At 55.6% G+C, this 22,384-nt stretch carries 14 protein-coding genes; 7 read left to right on the top strand and 7 right to left on the bottom strand.

Features of this window, described 5'->3' with window-relative positions; translation table 11 throughout:
• Nucleotides 1-47 precede the first annotated feature (47 nt).
• Nucleotides 48-1,730 carry a uroporphyrinogen-III C-methyltransferase gene (gene cobA, locus VPK24_RS01755; protein ID WP_393010168.1) on the bottom strand — a complete coding sequence of 561 codons (1,683 nt, stop codon included), beginning with the start codon at nucleotides 1,728-1,730 and terminating at the stop codon, nucleotides 48-50.
• A 203-nt stretch (nucleotides 1,731-1,933) separates the two neighbouring features.
• On the opposite strand from cobA, the gene VPK24_RS01750 reads away from it, so the two are divergent.
• The 3 genes from VPK24_RS01750 (at nucleotide 1,934) to VPK24_RS01740 (ending at nucleotide 5,642) form a co-directional block, all read left to right on the top strand.
• Entirely contained in the window at nucleotides 1,934-3,349 is a 1,416-nt protein-coding gene (locus VPK24_RS01750; RefSeq protein WP_393010166.1) for a hypothetical protein, read from the top strand.
• An 81-nt stretch (nucleotides 3,350-3,430) separates the two neighbouring features.
• On the top strand, nucleotides 3,431-4,522 hold the full coding sequence (gene ychF / locus VPK24_RS01745; protein ID WP_393010164.1) for a redox-regulated ATPase YchF: 1,092 nt from the start codon (nucleotides 3,431-3,433) through the stop codon (nucleotides 4,520-4,522).
• A 205-nt stretch (nucleotides 4,523-4,727) separates the two neighbouring features.
• On the top strand, nucleotides 4,728-5,642 hold the full coding sequence (locus VPK24_RS01740; RefSeq protein ID WP_393010217.1) for a branched-chain amino acid transaminase: 915 nt from the start codon (nucleotides 4,728-4,730) through the stop codon (nucleotides 5,640-5,642).
• A 73-nt stretch (nucleotides 5,643-5,715) separates the two neighbouring features.
• Here the strand turns inward: VPK24_RS01740 and prfB are convergent.
• Nucleotides 5,716-6,841 (bottom strand): peptide chain release factor 2 gene (gene prfB, locus VPK24_RS01735; protein ID WP_393010162.1). Its coding sequence is split into 2 segments (ribosomal slippage): nucleotides 5,716-6,765 and nucleotides 6,767-6,841, totalling 1,125 coding nucleotides; the frame shifts between segments, so codons are not numbered across the junction.
• Between the two features lie 1,035 nt (nucleotides 6,842-7,876).
• Here prfB and VPK24_RS01730 point away from each other — a divergent pair.
• Nucleotides 7,877-8,983, top strand: coding sequence for a tetratricopeptide repeat protein (locus tag VPK24_RS01730; protein ID WP_393010160.1), 1,107 nt, complete (start codon nucleotides 7,877-7,879; stop codon nucleotides 8,981-8,983).
• 205 nt (nucleotides 8,984-9,188) lie between these two features.
• Here the strand turns inward: VPK24_RS01730 and VPK24_RS01725 are convergent, their stop codons facing one another.
• From VPK24_RS01725 to VPK24_RS01715, 3 genes are all read right to left on the bottom strand, one after another.
• On the bottom strand, nucleotides 9,189-10,964 hold the full coding sequence (locus tag VPK24_RS01725; protein WP_393010158.1) for an ABC transporter ATP-binding protein: 1,776 nt from the start codon (nucleotides 10,962-10,964) through the stop codon (nucleotides 9,189-9,191).
• Between the two features lie 635 nt (nucleotides 10,965-11,599).
• Nucleotides 11,600-13,009 (bottom strand): GumC family protein, encoded by a 1,410-nt coding sequence (locus tag VPK24_RS01720; protein WP_393010156.1) that lies wholly within the window; start codon nucleotides 13,007-13,009, stop codon nucleotides 11,600-11,602.
• Nucleotides 13,010-13,058: 49 nt separating this feature from the next.
• On the bottom strand, nucleotides 13,059-14,348 hold the full coding sequence (locus tag VPK24_RS01715) for a polysaccharide biosynthesis/export family protein (RefSeq protein ID WP_393010154.1): 1,290 nt from the start codon (nucleotides 14,346-14,348) through the stop codon (nucleotides 13,059-13,061).
• Between the two features lie 1,331 nt (nucleotides 14,349-15,679).
• Here VPK24_RS01715 and gap point away from each other — a divergent pair.
• Together gap and VPK24_RS01705 are read left to right on the top strand one after the other, a co-directional pair.
• Complete coding sequence (gap, locus tag VPK24_RS01710) at nucleotides 15,680-16,699, top strand: type I glyceraldehyde-3-phosphate dehydrogenase (protein ID WP_393010152.1); 1,020 nt, start codon at nucleotides 15,680-15,682, stop codon at nucleotides 16,697-16,699.
• 200 nt (nucleotides 16,700-16,899) lie between these two features.
• Nucleotides 16,900-17,520, top strand: a complete 621-nt coding sequence (locus VPK24_RS01705; protein ID WP_393010150.1) for a hypothetical protein — start codon at nucleotides 16,900-16,902, stop codon at nucleotides 17,518-17,520.
• 294 nt (nucleotides 17,521-17,814) lie between these two features.
• Here VPK24_RS01705 and VPK24_RS01700 read toward each other — a convergent pair whose 3' ends face one another.
• Entirely contained in the window at nucleotides 17,815-20,463 is a 2,649-nt protein-coding gene (locus VPK24_RS01700) for a CHAT domain-containing protein (RefSeq protein WP_393010148.1), read from the bottom strand.
• A 189-nt stretch (nucleotides 20,464-20,652) separates the two neighbouring features.
• Nucleotides 20,653-20,934: a hypothetical protein gene (locus VPK24_RS01695; protein ID WP_393010146.1), complete on the bottom strand. Its 282-nt coding sequence runs from the start codon at nucleotides 20,932-20,934 to the stop codon at nucleotides 20,653-20,655.
• 372 nt (nucleotides 20,935-21,306) lie between these two features.
• Between VPK24_RS01695 and VPK24_RS01690 the strand changes: the two genes are divergently transcribed.
• Nucleotides 21,307-22,245, top strand: a complete 939-nt coding sequence (locus VPK24_RS01690; protein ID WP_393010144.1) for a LysR family transcriptional regulator — start codon at nucleotides 21,307-21,309, stop codon at nucleotides 22,243-22,245.
• The last annotated feature ends 139 nt before the right edge of the window (nucleotides 22,246-22,384 follow it).

The following is a 22,384-nucleotide window of genomic DNA, read 5'->3' as shown; positions in this document are numbered from 1 at the left end:
GGGCCTGTAAATCTTGGGTTTGGGGATTTGGGCGGCTTGAGCTTGCGCTAGGGGGTCGATTGTTGCGCGATCGCCCAAGTTTCCAACGCTTCCGCCAATCCATCGAGGGTATATTCCCGCGCTTCCGCATCGACGCGATCGAACAAATCACGGCAAGTTTGGGACGTTTGCGGCCCGATCGAGGCTAAGCAAGCCCTCGCCACCTGATCAATTTCAAAGCCTGCTCGTTGCAGCAGGATTAAGAAATTTTTAACGGTTTTGGAGCTGGCAAAGGTGATGGCATCCACCCGCTTGGCCCGCAGCAGGGCGATCGCTTCGGGGGTGAGGGCCGCCGGACAACGGGACTCGTAGGCTGGCACTTCCCAGAGAATGGCTCCTTGGTCGCTGAGTTCTTTGACCAGCACATCGCGCCCGCCGGTTTCCACGCGCGGAAACAGCACGGTGCGATCGCGCAGGGATTCGGGGAAGTGGCTCACCAGCGCATCGGCGATGAAATCCGGGGGGATGAAATCCGGCACGATGCCGAACTGCTGAAGACATTGGGCGGTTTTTTGACCCACCACGGCCACTTTGCAATGGGCCAGGGCGCGGCTGTCTTTGCCAGCGGACTGGAGGCGGCTAAAAAATGCCTCGACACCGTTGGTGGAGGTCAAAATTAGCCAATGACAACGCTGGAGATCGGCAATGGCCCGATCGAGCGGTTCCCAGGTGCTGGGTGGGCCAATTTCCAGGGCGGGCACTTCCAGCACTTGGGCCCCGGCGGCCTGAAGCCGGCCGGTGAAACTGCCTGCCTGATTGAGAGATCGGGTCACGAGCACGGTTTTGCCCGCTAAGGGTTGGGCGATCGAGGGTTGGATCATCGAGGGTTGGGCGATTGACGGTTGAACCAAGGGAGGATGATCCACAGGAGCAATCGCCTTGGCTGGCCCCAACTCAAGCAGCTCAGGCAGTTGGGGCAGCACAAACCCTTGGCCCCAAGGAGCCAGAAAATCCCGCAGTCGCACCACTTCTCCCACCACCACCACGGCCGGCGAGAGGGAAACGCGCTCCGTTTGCAGGGCGATCGATTCCAGTGTGCCCGTCCAGACCTGTTGTTGGGGAGTGGCGGCGGCGCGAATGACGGCCACGGGAGTGACGGACGATCGACCATGGCGAATCAGTTGGCGGGTAATTTCCGGGAGCGATCGGCCCGCCATCAAAAACACGAGGGTTTCCAGTTGGGCCAGGGCTTCCCAGTGCAACTCATCGGGTTCATGGGCACTGGCCACGGCAAAGCAACGACTCAGCACCGCATCGGTGAGGGGAATGCCCGCCAGCAGCGGCCCCGCCAGGGCACTGGAAAGGCCGGGAATCATTTCAAAGGTTGCTCCCGCCGCTTGCAGGGCTTGGATTTCGCTGCTGGCACGCCCAAATACAAAGGGATCGCCCGCCTTGAGACGCACGACCCGCTTTCCTGATCGCCACTGCTCCACCAGCAAGCGATCGATCTCCGGTTGACTGGGGGAGGGCTGGCCGCCCCGTTTGCCCACGTCGATTTGCTCACAGGTGGCGGGAAGCCAGCCCAGCAGCGCCCGATCGACTAGGGCATCATGCACCAAAACCTCCGCTTGGCGCAGCACCTGAGCCGCTCGCAGGGTGAGATAGGCTCCATGGCCCGGCCCGGCTCCCACCAAGGCTACGGGCGGGTTCATAACGGACGGGTCGATCGGGTTGGGCGAGGCTGTGGCCATGGTTGGCTCCTATACGCAACGGTTATTTCCAACTTCGCATATCTGCGGCCCGAAGCCGCCGACCCCCAGGGCCGCACCACTGCCTCTCGCCAATTGGCCCAACCGATCGCCCCACCGATCCGGGTTGAGATACCTTTTGAGCGATCGATGGAGTGAATCGATCGGTTAGATTGATTCAACCTGCTGCATCCCCGGTCTTGGTTATGGCCAAAGTTCGCCACACAGTTTCGCCCGCTGCACCCTGGAAACGGGCGGCTTCCCTATCCCTGTCTGTGGCGGCGCTGTTGACCCTGGGCGGGGCGATCGCCCTGGTGACTACGGGTTTTGCGGTGGGAGTTCGCTCAATTGTTGATCCCGAGGCCGCTGCTTGGTTGGATCAATGGTTGCCCGCCACCGGAGGCATCACGCCCCGCGACCTGAAAACCGTGGCCCAACTGCGGGCGGAATTGACCAAGGGCAACCAACGGATGGGGGAAATTGTGCCGCTGGGTCGTCAATGGTTGGTGGCCACCGTGCGGCAACAGCAACCCAACTGCACGGCGGGGCCCCAATGTTGGCCGATCGTCCAGTTGCGGGCCTACCAGGCCCCAAACCCGGAACCCCAGGGCGATCGCCCCTTGGCCTATCGGCTCACCACGACGCTCGATTTGGAGGGGCCGCCGGAATCCTTGGTGTTGGCTCCCTTGGTCAAGGCCGGTGTGGCCACCAGCGGTTCCACGGATCCCTTGCCGCTAATGGCGGTGCAAGGCCTGAAGGGCGGCCCAGCGGGCGGCGGTTGGTTAACGGTGAGCGGACAATTGCCCCGATCGAACCAGCAACTGCGCTACGGCGTGATTGTGCATTTGAACATTAGCCGTTTGGGGCGACCGGGCCACTTGAGCGTCCAAGGCCAGTGGAGCAGCCCCAAGGATCGATCGCCCGTTTGGGAATCGATCACCGGCAATCGGGAACCGGAATTAATCGTGGATCAATCGGCCACCGATGCACCGGACTTGGCAATTTACCGAGCGATCCCCTCCGGGTTTGCGCCGGATCCCGTTTCCTTGGAACCGATCGTGCTGACGGAACCGTTGCTGCGATCGACCGATTTAACCGACTTGGCCCAATACCAAGAGGCCCTGAAGCTGGCCAAGCTGGAGCTTTGGTCGCCGGCCTTAACCAAATTGCAGCCCCTGCGCGATCGACTGGTGAATCGATCGCTGGTTTGGGACGATCGGGTCCAGGCCCAATACGATGCCCTACGCTACCACGCGGATCTGGCCCGGGTGCGAGCCGACTCGCCCCAAAAAGATATTCCCAGCCAGATTTTGGCCGACCTAGGCGATAGCCGTTGGCAACGGGCACTCGATCGCTTTGCACAAGCTTCCCTGGGGGATCAGGCAACGGTGGTGCGGTGGTTGCGTTCCGCCGAAGGGGAAAAACTGGAGCGACAGGTTAACTTGGTGCTGCAATTTGCCCCAAACCAAGCCTCTGTGATGTTTTGGAAAGCCACCACCCTGGCGGCGCGGCAAGGTCGTCCGGCGGCGATCGCCTGGTATCGCACCCAGCCGGGCCAGTCCGTGGAGTGGGATCAACGGATCGATCGCTGGTTAGCCCAAATTGCCACCGTCCCGCGTTAGGGCCACGGCCAGCCGGCCGCCCCCATTTCCGATAAGCTAGTAGACTGCAATTCAGTCCCAGCCACCTCGCCCGATCGACCCATGCTCCGAGCCGGAATCGTCGGACTGCCCAACGTGGGCAAGTCCACCCTGTTTAATGCCCTGGTTGCCAACGCCAAAGCGGAAGCCGCCAACTTTCCCTTCTGCACCATTGAACCCAACGTCGGCGTGGTCTCCGTGCCCGATGAGCGGTTGCAAGTGCTGAGTGATTTGGCCAAGTCCAAGCAAATCGTCCCCACGCGCGTGGAATTTGTGGACATTGCCGGCCTGGTGAAGGGAGCCAGCAAGGGCGAAGGGCTGGGGAACCAGTTTTTGGCCAACATTCGGGAAGTGGATGCGATCGTCCATGTGGTGCGCTGTTTTGAGAATGACGACATCATCCACGTGTCCGGCTCGATCGACCCGATCCGCGACATTGAAATCATCAATCTGGAGTTGATCCTCTCGGACTTGGCCCAGGTGGAGCGCCGAGCCGATCGCGTCCGCAAGCAAGCCCGCGCCAACAAAGAGGCCCAAGCGGAACTGGTCGTGCTCGAAAAGATCCTGGCCGTTCTCGAAGATGGTCGCCCCGCCCGCCAAGTCAGCCTGACTGAAGAAGAAGAACCCCTGATCGCCACCTTGGGCCTGCTGACCCGCAAGCGGATGATCTACGCTACCAACGTTTCGGAAGATGACCTGGCCACCGGCAACTCATGGGTGGAGCAGGTGCGGGAACTAGCCAAGACCGAAAACGCCCAAACGGTGATTATTTCCGCCCAAGTGGAAGCGGAATTGATTGAACTATCCGATGAGGAACGGACGGACTTTCTCGACTCATTGGGTGTGACTGAAGGGGGGCTGAAGTCCCTAATCCGCGCCACCTACGACCTATTGGGTCTGCGCACCTACTTCACCTCTGGCGAAAAGGAAACCCGCGCCTGGACGATCCATGCAGGCATGACCGCCCCCCAAGCGGCCGGGGTCATTCACTCGGACTTTGAGCGGGGCTTCATCCGGGCCGAAACCGTGGCCTACGCGGATTTGGTGGCGGCCGGGTCTCTTTCTGCGGCCAAGGAAAAGGGCCTCGTGCGCAGTGAAGGCAAAGAATATGTGGTGCAAGAGGGCGATGTTATGCTGTTTAGATTTAACGTCTAGCCCTGTGAATTGCATCGATGTGAATTGCATCGATCCAGACAAGGGGCTTAAGCCCCTTGCTCCCCACGATCCCGTAACGCAAGAATCAGGGTTTCGGGGATTTGATGACAGCCCCTAGGCCCCTTGCCCTCGACGAATCCGTTCATCACTGCTTGCCTGTTCGATCGCCTGGTTTTTGTTGATTTCGATTCCGCCGCAACCTGCCATGCACCAAAACTTCATGCCGATCGCCTATTACAAAGGCGAATTTATCCCCTTCGAGAATGCCAACCTGTCGATCGCAACCCACGCGCTGCACTACGGCACGGGGGCCTTTGGCGGGTTGCGCGGGATTCCTGACCCGACGAATCCGAGCACGATTTTGCTGTTCCGGCTCGATCGCCACAGCAAGCGCCTCAGCCAAAGCGCCAAATTCCTGCATTACGACCTGCCCGCCGACAAAATTCTTTGGGCGATCGAAGAATTTGTCCGCCAAAACAAACCCACCAAGTCGTTTTATATCCGCCCCTTCGTTTACACCTCTGACCTAGGGATTGCGCCCCGTTTGCACAGCGTCGAAAAGAGCTTCTTTATCTACGGATTGGAAATGGGTGATTACCTATCCCAAGAAGGGGTCGCTTGCCGGATTAGCTCCTGGGTGCGCCAAGAAGATCGCAGCTTGCCATTGCGCGGCAAAATTGCGGGCGCTTACATCACCTCATCGCTAGCCAAAACCGAAGCGGTGGAGTCGGGTTTTGATGAAGCAATCATGATGAACTCCCAGGGCAAGGTGAGCGAAGCCTCGGGGATGAACGTGTTTTTGGTGCGCAATGGCACATTGATCACGCCCGGTTTTGAGCAAGACATCCTGGAAGGGATCACCCGCGACAGCATTTTGACGATCGCCCGCGATCAGGGAATTCCGATCGAAACTCGCCCGGTGGATAAAACCGAATTGTTCATTGCGGATGAAGTGTTCCTCAGCGGCACAGCGGCCAAAATTGCCCCGGTGAGCAAGATCGAAAACTACACCCTCGGGAGCGATCGCCCCGTCACGAATCTGTTGCGAGACACCCTCACGGCGATCGTCGAAAATCGCGAGCCGGCCTACGCTGATTGGGTTCACAAAATCGCGCTGTAATTTCCTACAATCTCGACAGAATTGGTCAATCTCGTAAGGGCGTACGGCCGTACGCCCCTACCTGAAATCTCGACTACAAACCAACGGCATCGGCGGCTTGGCTTTCTTGGCGCAAATAGCTTTCGATAAATTGCCCCAAATCACCATTCATCACCGACTGAATATCGGTGGTTTCTAATTCCGTGCGCAGGTCTTTCACCAATTGGTAAGGGTGAAACACATAGTTACGGATCTGGGTTCCCCAGGCCGCTTCCACCATGTCGCCGCGAATGTCCGCGATTTCCTTGGCCCGCTGTTCTTGGGCAATCACCAACAGTTTGGCCTTCAACAGAACCATCGCTTTTTCTTTGTTTTGCAGTTGCGATCGCTCCTCGGTGCAGCGCACGGCCAACCCCGTGGGTAAGTGGGTAATCCGCACGGCCGTTTCCACTTTGTTCACGTTCTGGCCACCTTTGCCGCCGGCCCGCGAGGTGGTAATTTCTAAATCTTTGTCTGGGATCTCCAGTTGAATGGAGTGATCCAAAATCGGCATCACTTCCACGCCCGCAAAGCTGGTTTGGCGCTTGCCGTTGGCATTAAACGGCGAAATTCGCACGAGGCGATGGGTACCCTTTTCCGATCGCAAATAGCCATAGGCATAGCGACCTTGAATTTCTAAGGTGACGGATTTAATTCCCGCTTCATCGCCTTCAGAAAGCTCGCTGATCGCCACTTTATATTGTTGTTTTTCTGCCCAGCGAGTATACATCCGCATCAACTGCTCGGCCCAGTCCTGGGCATCGGTTCCCCCGGCCCCAGCGTTAATGCTTAAAACGGCTCCTTTGCTGTCGTAGGGGCCAGATAATAAGCGTTGAAGTTCCCAGGCATCCAGTTCCGCCGCCAATTGATTTAAGGAGGTGAAAGCTTCCTGGAGGAGACCATCATCGGGTTCTAATTCCAGTAGCTCCAGGGCGGCGCGGCTGTCATTGAGGGTGTTTTGCCAGCGATCGATCTGTTGTAGATCTCCTTTGGCATCATTTAAATCTTGCAAAACTTGCTGGGCCTGGCTTTGGTCGTCCCAAAAATCTGGCTGGGCGGCTAGGTTTTCCAAGTCGGCCACTTTGGCGTTCAAAGCAGCTTGGTCAAAGACAGTCCTGAGCGTTGCTCAGGCGATCGCACAGCAAATCAATTTGGCGTTTCAGGTCTGAGGCATCAAGCATAGGGTCAAATTAGCAATTAAGGCGATGAAACAAGGTAATGAAACGGGCTAAGCGCTGAGATTTGCGTTGATCATTTCTGTACATTTTCGTACAGGTTTGTGCGTTTTCATCAGTCTTTGTTCGCCCTTTGTTCGCCTTTGCATGTCCTGCTTTGCGCATTCTGCTTTGCACGTCTTTGTAGACCGCTGTAATCAGCACGATTCGCAAACAGTTGGCAAAGGCACAGCCTAAAGACTATAGCAATCCTGTGGCATTCTGCCTGCCCGCTTTTGCTGATGCGGAAGTGGAATTGCAATCGAATTGCGATCGACCGGTCTGGGTTGGGTTGCAGTGACAATCCAGCCGGCCCTGTAAGTTCTGGGCGAGCTGTGGGCACAATAATACTGGGTCGTGGCAGCTTCAGAGGAGATGATCCCCTAAATCGATGCTGCTCCCCGACCGATTGCAGGGACTCTATAACCACCGAGCGATCGCCCACTGATGGGTTTCATCCCCTGTGGGGCGTTCGGGTGTTTCTGATAAGCTATCTGCCCAAATGGGTTTGTTTCTGAATGGCGATCTTTTTGAGTTCCATGCTTCAAAAAGGTGGCAGATTTGATCGCCAAATCTTAGAGGATGTCTGAAAAGTGCCCTTGGGGGCTTGCCGAATCCCGATTTAAGACGAGGGTAAGGGGCTTAAACCTCTGGTTTCGTTAATCGGCAGGGCAAGAAGCGTATCAATTCTGGCTTTTCAGACATCCTCTCAGGAGACAGTGACGGGTTCAAAGTTGCAATTCAGTTTGGTTGGTGCGCGATCGCTCCTAGGAGCTTGCAAACGCACTTTTCTGACCCAACGTATAATGAAACCGTTTAGGAGTCATCAGTGGGTATTGGTCAAACTTGCTCCTGATATGGCTTAATGGGTGGGCTGATTAATGGTTCAAGGGTAACGACCGAGCGGTTATTCCTAACGAGGCGATCGGGAACTTGAGAGATATGAAAGTGCAAATCCAAGATCGTGGTTGGTTTGCTAACCGTCATTTCTCGACATCGCCTATGTCGAATCCTGCCGGAGACTCTGGGGACGATATGGATTCGGATGAAACAATCACGACCAATGCCGATTTGCGAGAAGCGGAAACCAAAATGGCAAAGCTGCTCCATGACGGTTTTGAGGCCTATCGAGAACGGCAGTTCAATCAGGCAGAACAGTTATTTGAGGCGTTGTTAACCTTGGCGATCTCGGTGAAGGATCACCATCGCGAGGAACGGGCCTATAACGGCCTGTTCTTGGGCTACTACGCCCGCCATCAGTATGAGCAAGCCCTGGACTGTGCGCGTCGCTGGCTGGCCACCACCCGCGCCCATGGCAATTGGCAAGGCCAGACCCACGCCTTAGCCCATTGGGGCAATGCTTGCCGTCACTTGGGCCAGTTCGATCGCGCCATTGTTTATCAACAGGAGGCCTTAGCAATCGCCCGAGATATGGGGGAGCTAGATAGCCAAATTGCCATCCTGAATAATTTAGGGTTGACCTACAAAGCCGCCGGGGACTATCCCAACGCGATCGTTTATCAGCGCCAAAGCCTGGATGCAGTGCGACAGGTGGGCGATCGGGAAGCTGAGCGGCAAGTGCTCAAGAATTTGGGCAATAGTTACTATGCCTGTGGCGACTACAGCAGCGCGGTGGAATATTATGACCAACTGCTGCGGCTGTCCTACGCCAATGATGACTATGCAACGGCGAACCAGGTTTTACGCAGCTTGGCGAGTGCCTGTCGGCATCTGGGCAATATGCAGCAGGCCATTAATTACTGCAAGCAGCGGCTAACGGTGACGCGGGCCCTCAAGGATTTGCGAGGTGAAGAGCAAACCCTAGGAGCGCTGGGCGTGGCCTACGATGCCCAGGCTGACTATGGCACGGCGATCGAGTATTACCAGCAACGGTTGACCGTTTCGCGCCTGATTCCTGACTTGGATGTGGAGTTACAGGCGCTAGCGAGTTTGCGAGTGGCCTATTACTCGTTGGGGAATTATGCCAAAGCCAATGAGTATGCTCGGCAGCGGGAAGCGCTGGTGGGTCACTCGCCCGATGATTCGGAGGTGGATAGCAGTGCGGTGGAAACCACGATCGGGATGCTGAGTGATGAGGCGAAGAGCTAGGGTCGATCGTCGTTTCCCGAAATCAATCGCCTAAAACCCTGATGACCTCGTTCTTCAAACCAATCAGCCGTAGGGGCGGGGTCTCCTCGCCCATTCCCGTGATCCTTGGGTGTTCCCAGGGGTGGATAGGGTTGTAGCGAGTAGCGATCGCCCGGGTTAGGGTTGGGTCTCCCAACCCCTACGGCAATGGAAATGGCGACAGCCCCTAAGCCGCCTGATCGCCGGTTTGCAATCGCCACAGTTCAGCATAGATTCCGTTGCGATCGAGCAGGTTTTCATGGCGGCCCGATTCCACCAATTGCCCCTGATCCATCACATAGATACAGTCCGCGTTGCGGATGGTTGAGAGGCGATGGGCGATCGCGATCGTGGTGCGATTTTGGGTGATTTTATCGAGCGATCGTTGAATCGCCGCTTCGGTTTCGTTGTCCACGGCCGACGTAGCTTCATCCAAAATGAGGATGGGGGGATTTTTCAGAACCGCTCGGGCGATCGCGATCCGTTGCCGCTGCCCACCCGACAGCTTCTGACCCCGCTCGCCCACAATGGTTTCGTAGCCCTGGGGAAGTTGCTGAATGAAATCATCAGCTTCTGCAATTTTGGCCGCCGCTAGAATTTCATCCGGGGTGGCGTGAAATGTACCATAGGCGATGTTTTCAGCCACAGTTCCATGGAACAGAAAAACATCTTGACTCACCAAACCAATGGCTCCGCGCAAGCTTTCTAGGTCGATTTCACGGGTATCAATCCCATCAAGCAAAATAGCGCCATCATTAATTTCATAAAGACGCAACAGCAGCTTCACCAAGGTGCTTTTGCCAGAACCAGTAGCCCCCACAATTGCAATCGTTTGACCAGCGGGGATCGTGAGGGAGAGATTTTGCACCACGGGCGATCGACCTCGATAGGCAAAGGTCACGCGATCGAGCACAATTTCGCCGCGAATCTCCGAAGGGGCAAAGGTTTTGGTTCCTGAATGGGCATCAATGGGCGTATCCAACAAATTAAAAATTCGCCGAATAGAAGCCATAGCTCGCTGATAGTTATCCAGGGTTTGGCCCAAAGTGGTGAGGGGCCACAAAAGTCGCTGAATAATGAAAATTGAGGTGCTGTAAACCCCGATCGACATGCGCCCCGCCGCCGCTTCCAAACCACCCACCACCAAAGTGGCCGTGAACCCACAAAGGATCACCATCCGAATCAAAGGCACAAAGGCAGCGCTATAGGCGATCGCCCGTCGGTTAGAACGACGGTAGGCATTGCTATCGATCATCACCCGATCGTGTTCATAGCGCTCCGCCGTGAAACTTTTGATGGTTAAAATGCCACCCAAATTATTAGCCAATCGGGCACTCAGCAAGCCCACGGTTTCTCGCATTTCGGAATATCGAGGGGCCAAATTTTTCTGAAAGGCGATCGATCCCCACAAAATAAATGGCATGGGTAACATCGACAGCCAGGCCACCTGAGGAGCGACTGCAAAAAAGCTACCCCCAATGATCAAAACTGTCGTGGTCACCTGCAAAACATCGTTTGCACCCGTGTCTAAAAATCGCTCCAACTGATTGACATCATCATTCAGAATTGAGAGTAATTCTCCTGTACTGCGCTCTTCAAAATAGGCTAACTCCAAAGATTGCAAATGGTCATATACCTCCAGCCGCAAATCATGCTGAATAGATTGGGCTAAATTGCGCCAAACTCGCTTGTAGGCATATTCAAAGACAGACTCCAAAATCCAAATTAGCCAAGTTAAAACTGCCAGCGCCAAAAATTGCTCTGTGATTCCCCGAAGTCCCCAGGAAGCCAACCAAGAATCCTGCCGCTGCACCAATGTATCAACAGCTAAACCCAGCAAAGCTGGTGGTGCCAGGTCAAAAACTTTATTCAGAACTGAGTAGGCTGTCGCTTGCCAAAGCTGGCGGCGATATTGCGGCAAGTAAAGAAATAAGCGACGAAGGGGATGCAAAGCCTGAGTCATGGGAAGGGGCAACGTAAAAACAGTAATCAATGTCGCCGCTGTTTAGTATAGTCATTCTTGATGGATATCAGCATGGCAATTAGTTCAAAGTAAAGTTCAAAGTAAAGTTCAAAATATTTTGTATCCTATCTTGATCATTTTTTAATGACTATCACTCACAGAGAGTTAGTTTACAAAATCATCAATACAATCAGTTGATTAGACCTTTTTCACAAATTAGTTAAAAGTCTTCATCCTTAATCCCTTTTGTCAAGATCGGCTGATCAACAATCATCTTGCAGGTTGGATTGAGGGATGAAACTCAACAACAATAAGGTTCATGACGATCGAGTTGAATTGAGCTTGATGAAATCCAACCTACTGAAGAACCAGGTACCTGAGTATTTTGTCAGTCAATCAGCAATCTTAGCAAGGGATTTAGGATAAGAATTACGATTGATGCAAGAGGTCTATTAACGAAGCTATTTCGTTAACCAGTTTATTTCAGACCATTCTATACACTGAGTTATTGTCAGACCATTCTATACACTGAGTTATTGCATTCTATACACTGAGTTATTGATAGATCAGGTTATTTTCTAGAAACTAATTCGGGTGCCGATCGATATGCTCAACAGCTATTCAGTACCCATCGGCTAGCTCATCTTTTTTTCAGAGCGCGATCGAGAACTCCAAACTTCCGCAATGATGATAATTGCAGAAGCCATTAAGGTGCTGCCAAATAACCCTAGGGCTAAAACCTTGACCTTGCCACCAGAAGATGGCTTACGAGGCACAGTCGCTGGCTCCAAAATTCTGGTGCTGTTGTTGCGCTGTTCTTCCTTGACCAAGAGCGTTTGCAAATTGGAAAGTAGGGTTTCATAAGTTCCCTGGGCAGCCTTTAGCTTGCGTTCCAAATAACGCTGCTCTTGTTCAATTTTGGGCAAGCTGCGGCTCCGTCGGAGATATGTCGATCGGCTGTCTTCAAAGGACTTGAGTTTATTGACTGCGCTCACTCGCTCCGTTTCGGAGTTGAGGTATTGCTGAATTAAAGTCACCCGCAATTCCCCAGCCTGTAAGAAGCTGGGCGGAACCACTTGCCGATCGCCCAAAGTTTCTTGAATTCGCTTTTGCAAAATGTCTTGTAACTGTCGCTCCCGTTCCATTAACCGAGAAACGGTGGGGCTGCTGTCTGTGAAGCGCGATCGCTGTTCTGCGAGTTCTTTTTGGGTGTCTTGCAAATCCAGCAGAACTTTCTGAACACTGGGGGACTGGCTCACGGCCGCCACCACCACAGCTTCTTGAGGAGAAAGATTGAGTTGACGGCGCAAGACTGTGGTTTTGGCAGCCGCTTCCATTGCTGCGGCTTCCGTGTTGGTAATTTGCTCGTCGAGCAACCGCAGAGCCAGCACCGAAGTTCGCGCTTCCTCCTCTAAATTAATCACCTGATTTTGTTCTTTAAATCGCTGAAGTCTCAGTTCCAAATTTCGCAGTTGCTTTTCCACCTGTGGCAACTCGCGGGACAGAAAAATGCGAGCCTGAACAGTGTCTTCTCGGGCGATCGTCACGTTGTTATTGCGATAGACCTCAATTACGGAATTCACAACCGCTGCCGCCAATTCTGGAGACTCATTGACGTAAGTAATGCTGACAACATCTGTTGCGCCAATAATCTTGACTTCCAGCGCTGTTTTCAGCTCCCCTGGCCCTAAGGGTTCGCCTTTTTTGTCTCGCAAATCCAGCTTTTTGATGGTGCGTTCTAGTAATGGCTCTGAGAGCAAAATTTCCATCTGATTACTGATGGGACTCTGGTCAACCAACAGCGATCGCAAAGGATTATCCGACTCGTCCCGTGCAAGTCCCGTCAGCTCTTGAGTGGAGTCAATTCTGAAGAGAATCTTGGCTCCGGCCTCATACACAGGCTTCACGCGCCGAGCCGCCAACACAGAACCACCCATGCCCAAAATAAAAACACAAGCAGCCGGTAGCCAGGCCCGTTGACAAGCCTTAAGGATAAGCCCTAGGGGATTGAAGTCGATCGCCTCGCGGGATGTCTGGGACTGCATAGGGTTCAGGTAATGAAATCGAAGGCCGAGGGCTAGGCAGTTTATTGAATTACTGAAAATCGGGAACGCTGGGGGCCAACAGGCGACGCAGGTTCGAGAGATTATCCACAGGCGACAGCAACACCCGCAGGAAGTCCGTAATTCGGGTCACGCCATTGGTGTTAATCACCACGATGTCGTTGTTCAGCAACAGGGGATTGGTTTCCTCATTCAGGCCGGCTTGCAGGTCAAGGGCAATGCGGCGGGCGGTGGCTGACCCATCGGGATTAATCCGAATCAGGTCAACTTGGCTGGAGATGGCGCGGGGGCGCAGGAATCCGCCGGCCGCCAAGACGGCCTGATTGAGGGTGGCGTTGGGTGGCAGCTTAATCAGGCCAGGAGCTTTCACTTCGCCAACCACGTTCACCCCGATCGTTTCGGGGGCAAAGCTGGCCCGGGCCACGCGCGAAACTTCCTCGGAAGAAAAGGTGCTGGCCTTTGGAATCATCAGCATGTCTCCATCCCGCAGCAAGATATTTTGGCTGAGGTCGCCACTTTCCAGCAGTTGCCAAAGGTTGAGGGTTTGGTCTTGGGGGGTACCGCTGGGATCTGAGCGCCGGAGGCGGATGTTGCGAATGTCTGCGAGGGGGGTGATGCCACCGGCCGCCACGATCGCCCGGGTCACGTCTGGCCATTGAAGGGGTAACTGGTTGGGCACCACGTCCCGATTGCTGACCTCGATCGCGTAGGAGCCGGGCCGATTCACCTCCCCAGAAACACCAATCCGAACCGGGCGGGGCGTTAAAACATTGACGGTGATGATCGGAGTCTTCACGAAGGGGCGATAGGCCTGGCTGAGGGCATTGGCCAATTGCTGAGGAGTTAAGCCTCGGGCCCGCACAGAACCAATCCAGGGCACGGAAATCGTGCCATCGACCAGCACTAGGTAAATGCGGTTGCTGAATTCGGGCACATCAAAAATTTCCACCTGTAGCCGATCGCCCGTATCCAGTTGATACCCATCGATCGGGGGCTGAAGCGTTGGATCGAGCACGGAACCAGTTGCAGTGGACGTGGGAGCCAAAGGCAACCGAGGCAAGGGCTGAAGGGTGGCAGAATTCGGCGCAGAGTCTGGCGTGGAATTGCCGGAGGTGGAGTTAGCCGATGGATTGAGGGTGGAATCGGGTGCTGCAACGCTGGAGGGGCCGTCGGGCGCACTGAGGGCCGGTTCATCAAAAGGGCCAAGGGATTGGGCCGCCACGGGCAGGGCGATCGATCCCCAACAGTAACCACCCAACAGACTAACAAGCAGTGCAGTTATTCGACTCGACGGCCGAGGACTTTGAAGCAGGGCTGACATAGACAGCAGAGGATTGAGCAAATGCGCGGGCAAGGGTTTAAGTGACCATAGAACGGTAACTGCGCTGCAATGCACCCGATTCTTGAATGAGTTGCGTCAATGGAGCGATCGCACTGGTTGAGGGGTCTTGGTGGGCGGCCTGCGCCCCAATCCCAGTCACGATCGGGAATTGGGGCATTTTGAGGAATTTCCCAAGATTTGCCCAAGATTTGCCCAAGAAGTGATCGTTTCCAGGGAATCAACTACCATCGCGACCATCATAATCTGACCGATAGCGAGGATGGTGCTCAGGTTAACTCATCCATTACTCACCCTGGGGATCGGCTGCATGGAAACTCGCCCATCGCAGAATCCGGTTATTCTTCACGGAGCGATCGGGATCAACCGCAATCAATCCCCAAAAATTCAAGGGTTTCAGGGTTGCTGCAAGGGAAACCGAGGGGGGGTGCGATCGGGATCCCTCGACAACGGCTCGATCGATGGTGGACAAGATACCCCTTTAGATTGCACCAGTGATGGTCAGGGTTTAGTAGCAATTTTCACGAGATTCCCCGTAATCTTGCAGAGTCTGCCCAAAACCACTCTTCCATAAAATCTTCTGCTCGAAATTGGCTAAATTTTCAGCCTTTTTGCATTTTTTGGTTAGTTCCTGATGCTGACAAACCTGTTTTAATTCGGTCAATCTTCAGTTAATCTTCGGCCAATTTTTGCCAACCACTTGGGTCAATGCTTGGGTAGATGCTTGGCCAACTACTCAGCAAACACCATCGAGTAAACACCATCGAGTGAACACCACAGATCAACTCTTTCCAGACACCCTTCTTGAGAATGTACCCATGGTGCTCCTCTGACCCAAAGGCGATCGAGGAAATCGATTAACACCGATCACAGATAACACCGATCACAGAACTGATCGCAGAACTGATCGCATTGATCGTGATGAAGTTCGGCCTAAATCCGCCACAGCCTCACCACAGTTCTATTCACCACAGTTTTAGAAAATGTCTGAGCGGTATCTTAAGGCAATCGCAAATTACCTACAGATCCTGGGGGCAAGGGGCTTGCGCCTCCTGTCTTCGTCGATTGATCAGGCCGATTAGGTATCCGTCTGGGCTGTTCACTCCCCCTCTCGGATTGACCAAGCTTGGAAAAGAGTCTTGAAAAAAAGCCAAGAACCATCACCCCTTGCCTGAATCCGGTTTAGGGTCGTGGGAGATTGATCCGCGTTGGGATTGATTCCCTCACCCCTTGGGTCAAAATAACTGCCGGGGCTGACCCTGTGGGTTCAAGCCCGTTTGATTCATGACTTCGCAAGCAGGAGAGTTTTGATCATGGCCCCGATTAAGGTTGCCATTAACGGTTTCGGACGCATTGGCCGATTGGTGTTTCGCGGTGCGATCGCCAATCCCGACATTGAAGTTTGCGCAATTAACGATCTGTTCCCCCCCGAGAGCCTCGCATACTTGCTGAAATATGACTCCACCCACGGCCGGTTCAAGGGCACGGTGGAAGCGGCCGAAGGCGGCCTGGTGGTGAACGGCAAACTGATTCCCTGTTTTGCTTGTCGCAACCCGGAGGAGTTGCCCTGGGGTGACCACAATGTGGACTTTGTGGTGGAAGCCACCGGAATTTTCATTGACCATGCGGGAGCCAGCAAGCACCTGGCTGCTGGGGCAAAGCGGGTAATCATCTCCGCACCCACGAAAGATCCCGATCGCGTGCCGACCCTGGTGGTGGGCGTGAACCACAGCAACTTTGACCCGGCCAAGGATTTCATCGTGTCCAACGCCAGTTGCACCACCAACTGTTTGGCCCCGATCGCCAAGGTGATTCATGACAACTTCGGTCTTGCTGAAGGGTTGATGACCACCGTCCATGCCGCCACCGCCACCCAGCCCACCGTGGACGGCCCCAGCCGCAAGGATTTGCGCGGCGGCCGCAGCGCCATGCAAAACATCATCCCCGCCTCTACCGGAGCCGCCAAGGCCGTGACCCTGGCTCTGCCGGCCCTGAAGGGGCGCTTGACTGGCATGGCGTTCCGCGTGCCCACGGCCGATGTGTCGGTGGTGGATTTGACCTTCCGCACTGAGCAAGCCACCAGCTACCAAGCCATTTGCGCCGCCATGAAGGCCGCTGCTGAAGGAGAGCTGAAGGGAGTTTTGGGCTACACGGAAGATCCGGTGGTTTCCACGGACTTCACGAGCGATGCCCATTCGAGCATCTTTGACGCAACGGCGGGCATTGAGCTGAACTCGAATTTCTTCAAGATTGTGTCTTGGTATGACAACGAGTGGGGCTACTCGATGCGGATGGTTGATTCGATCGTGGCGATGGCTGCCAAAATTAGCTAATGCAGAATTAGCTATCAAAATTAGCTAATGCAAAATTGGCTAATCCTTGGCTCGTGAGCGGCTAGTTGATTAATGCAGCAAGCAAGGGGCTTAAGCCCCTTGTCTTCGCAATTTTGCAGCGGCAGGGAGGTTAATTTGATCCATCATTTGAACTTGCTATGCTGCTATGAAATGGCATCCTAAAACACTCTGAAGGCACTGTGGAGGAACAAATGGAAAAGCCCTACAGCACCGATGAGTTATTACAAATTTTGGCGGAAGAACAGCGGGCCTGTATGCAAGGTCAACGCTTACATTTGACGGCGAAAGTATCAGGAATTGCGCCGCTCGATCGCCTGATTGACCCCAAAGGAATTCAGAAATTTACGGCTTATCAAAACTTCCGGGCCCAAATTCATGCCTACCAGCGTGAACAGGGGGTGTCGGGCTTGGTGTGGCGATCGATTGCCCTGGGCCCCCATCGGCTGGACTATCCCGAATTACATGATCAGTTAGTTGCGCTGCCGGAGGATATCCATACCCTTCAGCGCTTTAAGGATGACGCGATCAAATTTTGGCGATCGGTCACGGTGGGGTTCGATCGCCACCTGAGCGTGGCCGGGGGGCGAGACTTTTGCACCCTCACCCCCAATGATGAGCAGCGCTTGATCGATCGCGCTGAGTGGGTCAGTTTGGATCCGCGCGGCCAAGCGTTGCCCTGTGAGGTGGTGTTGCAGTTGGGTTGGGGCGATCCGGCCGGCGCACGCTACCGGCGCGACTGGCCCCAATCGGGCAGCGAGTTGGTTCATGCTGTGCCGCCCGGGGGTCGCCCCATGCCCTAGCCGCCGGCCGCAAAAATGCCCATCACAATGGCCGACAGCAACAGCCCGGGACTCAGCAGCAATACCAACGTGCCTAGATCATGCCAATTCATAGTCTTAATCCTCGTTTCAGTCCTCGATCGCGACGATCCTTCAACACAACCCTTCAAAACAACCCTTCAAAAACCGAACCATTCCGGAATGGCTTGAAAGTCTTTGGGGCTTTGGAAGTTTTTGGGGCCAAACCGTGACCTGCTCCCGATCGTAGCGGCTCTTTTTGATCCCGTCTCGGAAACTCAGCTTTGACTTCAAGTTTCACAGCCAATTGCCCACCAGGATATAGGGGGCCCAAAAGAAGGGATGGCGAAAGTTGGGGTTTTCGAGCAAGGCAAGCTGGGCCTGGCGCAGGGATTCGGCTTTGGTGGCTCCGGTGCGCAGGCTTTGGTAAAAGTCTCCCATCAGCAAAGCGGTGGATTCGTCGCTAACCTGCCACAGCGTTCCTAACACGCTGCGAGTGCCGGCTTGAATGGCAATGCCCGTGAGACCTAGGGTGGCGCGATCGTCCCCTCGGGCTGTTTCGCAGGCACTCAACACCAAGAGTTCGATCGGGGGGCGGCTGACCGGTCGGCGCAACAGTTGGTCAAAATCCGCTAACTCAATGCGACGATCCCAAGCCAGCAGAAAGGTGCGATCGGCTCGGGAACTGAACTGGGCATGGGTTGCCACATGGACGATCGGGGCGTTGTTTTGTTGCAAGGCTTGGCGCAGGGCCTGCTCCGTCAGGGCCTGATCGCGCAGGACGGCCGCCGGTAACTCCTGGGCCAAAATATCTAGCTCATCGGCCACAAAGGGCAAGGCTCCCAATTTTTCCGCCTGGAAACTGGGGGCCACTTCCGAAACACCCGCCGCCAAGACGTTGAGCGATCGCGGGTTCAGGGCTTTGGGGGCAAAAAGCTGCAAGCCCAAGGCTCTGGTGGTGTTGTAGCGCTCCAAGAGATATTGCTCTCCGTCATGGAGGGCGGCGATCGGGATATTCGCCAAGGGCCCATCTAGCACAAACACCAGGGTTTTGACTCCCGATTGGGCTAATTCTGGGGCAATCGGAGCCACTAGCCAGTCATAAACCTGCTTAGACAGGCGCAAGCGCTCCCGGTTGGGAATGGTTGGGTCTTGGACGGCCTGTTGCACCCGTTGCAGGGTTTGGAGAACGGTAGCTCGGGGCACAGGAACCACAGCATAGCGCAACGGTTGGCCCGGTAATTTGGTGAGGGTGGCCACGCGATCGTTTAAAACAATGGCCTCCACGGCGGCCGTGTCCAATCGCCCGTCAATGGCCCGATCGAGCGGTTCCGGTTTGGCATCCAAACAAGCTTGGCGAAAGAAGTTTTCCAATTCCACCAACTGCAAAGCCTCGATCGCAGATCGGGCCGATTGCAAGTCTTCCTGGCTAGGGTTGCCCCGCAACAACTGATCCACAAACTCCCGATAAACCGGCTCCACCCGATCGCGGAAGGAAAACTGCACCACGGAATCCATCCCGGCCAGATCATTGCGCAATTGCCCGATCGCTTGGATGGCCAGGCGATAGGCCGCCAGAGAACCGGCGCGATCGCTCCCTTGGGCCCGCAACTGCCCGAGGGAACGGGCCGTGCGATAGGTCACCTCCGGAGCCGCCAACCCTTCCACCAGTGCCAGGGATTGCTCCAGCCAACGCGCCGCCAGGGCAGTTTCCCCCCGTTGCCGATAGGTTTCGCCCAACTGACCCCAAACCGCCGCCGTCAAACGGTGATCGCCCAAGGCTTGGGCCGATTGGGCCGCCTGTTGCAACCCTGCCAGGGCCAAAGCCGGTTCATTCACGGTTGACCCCCAGCGAGCCAGGCGCATTTGGGCCGCAATCCGATCGCGCCCGATCGGGAGCTGTGCCACCTGGGTGGCCAACGCTTGCAGTTGAGCCTTGCTGACGGTTTCTCCGGGTGAGCTGCCCGTTTCCAGCCCCAGAAATACCATCTCCCAGCGCTCCAACTGACCCCACAGCCGATCACGATCGCTCCCGGCTGCCGCTGCCGCCACCCTTGCTCGATCGAAGGCCACCATGGCCTGTTGTCGAAGCGTCATCCATTGGGGATCATTGCGATCTAACCCTTGGCGAGCCAACAGGGCCCGGGTGCGGGCCAGGGCCAGGGCGGCGGTGCTGCGATCAGCCAGGGTTCCCGACTGTTCCAACACCGTTGCCGCTTGACTCAACCAAGTTTCCGCTCGGGCCAATTGCCCCAGCGATCGCAAGGCCTCCCCAGCCGACAGCAGGCCCAACCCTTGCAAGCGTGTGGGTTCGCGGGGGGCCTCCGGGGCAGTGCCAATTTGCCCTTCAATCACCATCAGAGCACGCCCGTAGAGTCCCAGAGCTTGCAGGGCCTGGGCCCGATTCAGGCTGGCTCCCAATTGCCCATCCCGATCGCCCACTGAGCGATACAGGGATTCCGCTTGCTCCAAAAGTTGAATTGCCCGGGCCGCCTGCCCTGCCGTCAGCTCCAACCGGGCTTGCTGATTCAAGGCCGCCGCCCGCAACCGCACGGCTCCCTCGCCGCGCAACGCTGCCAACAGGCCCAAACTCTGTTGCACTGCTTTCAGGGCTGCTGCTCGATCGCCCAATTGCCCCCAAGCCAGGCTGATGCCATGCCAGGCGGCTCCTTGGGCCGCGCGATCGTCCCGTTGGGCCGCCTGTTGGGCCGCCCGCTGCCAATGGTCGATCGCCTCCGTAAACCGGCCCGCTTCGTAGGCCTGGCGTGCTTGTTCAAACTCCGGAGCGCCGGCCGGGGCGGCCAGGGGGGTTGGGGCTGGCCCTTGGGCGATCGCAGGGAACGCTGCGAAGGAAACTGTTCCCAACACCAACCCACAACCCACCCAACCCAACCATCGGGGCGATCGGCCCCATTGCCCCCACGCCCGCTCGTTACCTTGCCCCATGCCCATCAATCACGCTCGCTGTTGTGGATCAATTTCCTTTCTCCACTATCACCGACCAATCCAGAATTCCCGGTCTCTTCCCGGGTCTTTTAACGGTGCTTTGAGCGTGATTTTGATTGGTTTGATTGGTTTTTAATTGGTTTTTGACTAGCTCTTGACTAGTTCTTGACTGGTTTGATAGACAGTCATTCAAAATCGATAGTGATGGTGCTCTTCTAGCCAGCTCCGGAGTTCCCGCTCAGCAGGGCTAGAGAATCGATCGCCCGTGCGTGGATCCCAACCGTAAAAAATTTCTTCGCCGGTTGGCAATATCCGCGACCAAACTCGAATCTGATCGGGAGTGTTGAGCCACACCACTGCTCGATGGGCCCAATGGGCCAGCCGTTGCCCAAAATTGCCTAGGATAGTGTTTTCAGCACAGCAGCCCGCCAAACACCGCAGGGGCGATCGGGTTGCAGAGGTAAAGTGCATGACTCGGTTCTCCTGAAGAGACAAATCTCCTGGCCATCGTTGTGGAAGGCGGTAGCCAGGAGATTTGCTGTGCCTTCACCCTATCAAGGGTCAGCGGTTCGATCGACCGATGGCTTGCATGGGAGGTATGAATAAAATCGATGGATGTCTTGGTTGATCCTCCAAAGTGCCGGTATAGCATGGAGAACAATTCGGCGAGAGCAATTCGGCTCCGGTTGCTGACGGCGCTTTTCTCAATTGGCCAGATTTGGCCTGTCGAATTTAATCTGCTGAATTTGCTGAATAATTTGCTGAATCTGCTGAATCTTTAGATCGCTTTCCAGTCGATTCAACATCGACTCAGCTATGGGCGAAATTGCTGCAAGACTCAAGTTGTCTCAACTACGAACCCTGGTGGCGATCGCCGATCGGGGAAATTTCAGCCAAGCCGCCCTGGATCTCGACATTTCCCAATCCGCCGTTAGCCACGCGATCGCCACCCTCGAAGACGAACTGGGGGCCATTTTGCTGAATCGCGGCCGCCACGGTGCAACCCTCACCGACACTGGGCGCGAAATTGCCGACAGTGCCCGCAAAATTTTGGAACTGCTCAACGACATTGAGCGCCAGGCCAAAAGTGCCCGCGGCCTCGATTCGGGCCATGTGCGCGTGGCCTGTTTTCGCAGCGTGGCCACCCACCTGTTACCTAAGGCGATCGAGCATTTGCGCCACCGCTACCCCGGCATCGCGATCGCCATTGATGAATACAACACCAGTCAGGACATTGAGGATGAACTCCGCGCCGGCCGGGCAGATATCGGTTTTGTCCTGTTGCCCGCGGGCAGTGAGTTTGAAACCTGGAACGTGATGATGGATGAATATTGGGCGATCGTCCCCAGTAGCGATCAATACGCCACGGAAGTGATTGCCTGGGAAGATTTATTTTCTCGCCCGCTGATTTTGCCGCCCCGGCGATTTTTGTGTGCGCAAATTGTGCTCGATCGCTTCGCCAAGCTGGGCCTGAACGTAGAACCCAGCTACGAAGTTCGGGAAGATTCCACCATCCTGAGCATGGTGGCCCAAGGATTGGGCGCAACGGTCATGGCCCGGCTAGCCGCCGAGCCGATCCCAGCCCAGGTGCGGGCCTATCGGCTGCCCGTGCCCTTTCACCGACACATCGGCCTGGCCATCTTGGCCAATGCGCTGCACTTGCCGCCCGTGTTTGCGGTGCGTGATGCGCTGAAGGAAACGATCGCCCATTTAACGCTGCCGGGCCAACCCCGACCAGAACAGCCCTGGCCCAATCTCAAGCGATCGGGACGGTCTGCCTAATCGGTGTTCCATTAGACCTCTTGCACGAATAGAATAGCGGTGTAGAAAGTCGCTGTCACCACCCTCGGGAGATGCTCTACGAAAGCCTCGCCTCGCTACCCCCATCACAGTTCCGCCGTGCCTGTGGCTTTAGTCGTTC

This window comes from Limnothrix redekei LRLZ20PSL1 (genome assembly GCF_043235035.1).
Lineage (GTDB): Bacteria > Cyanobacteriota > Cyanobacteriia > CACIAM-69d > CACIAM-69d > CACIAM-69d.
The sequence above is the reverse complement of the archived record's forward strand: the minus strand, read 5'-3'. Positions and strand labels throughout refer to the sequence as shown.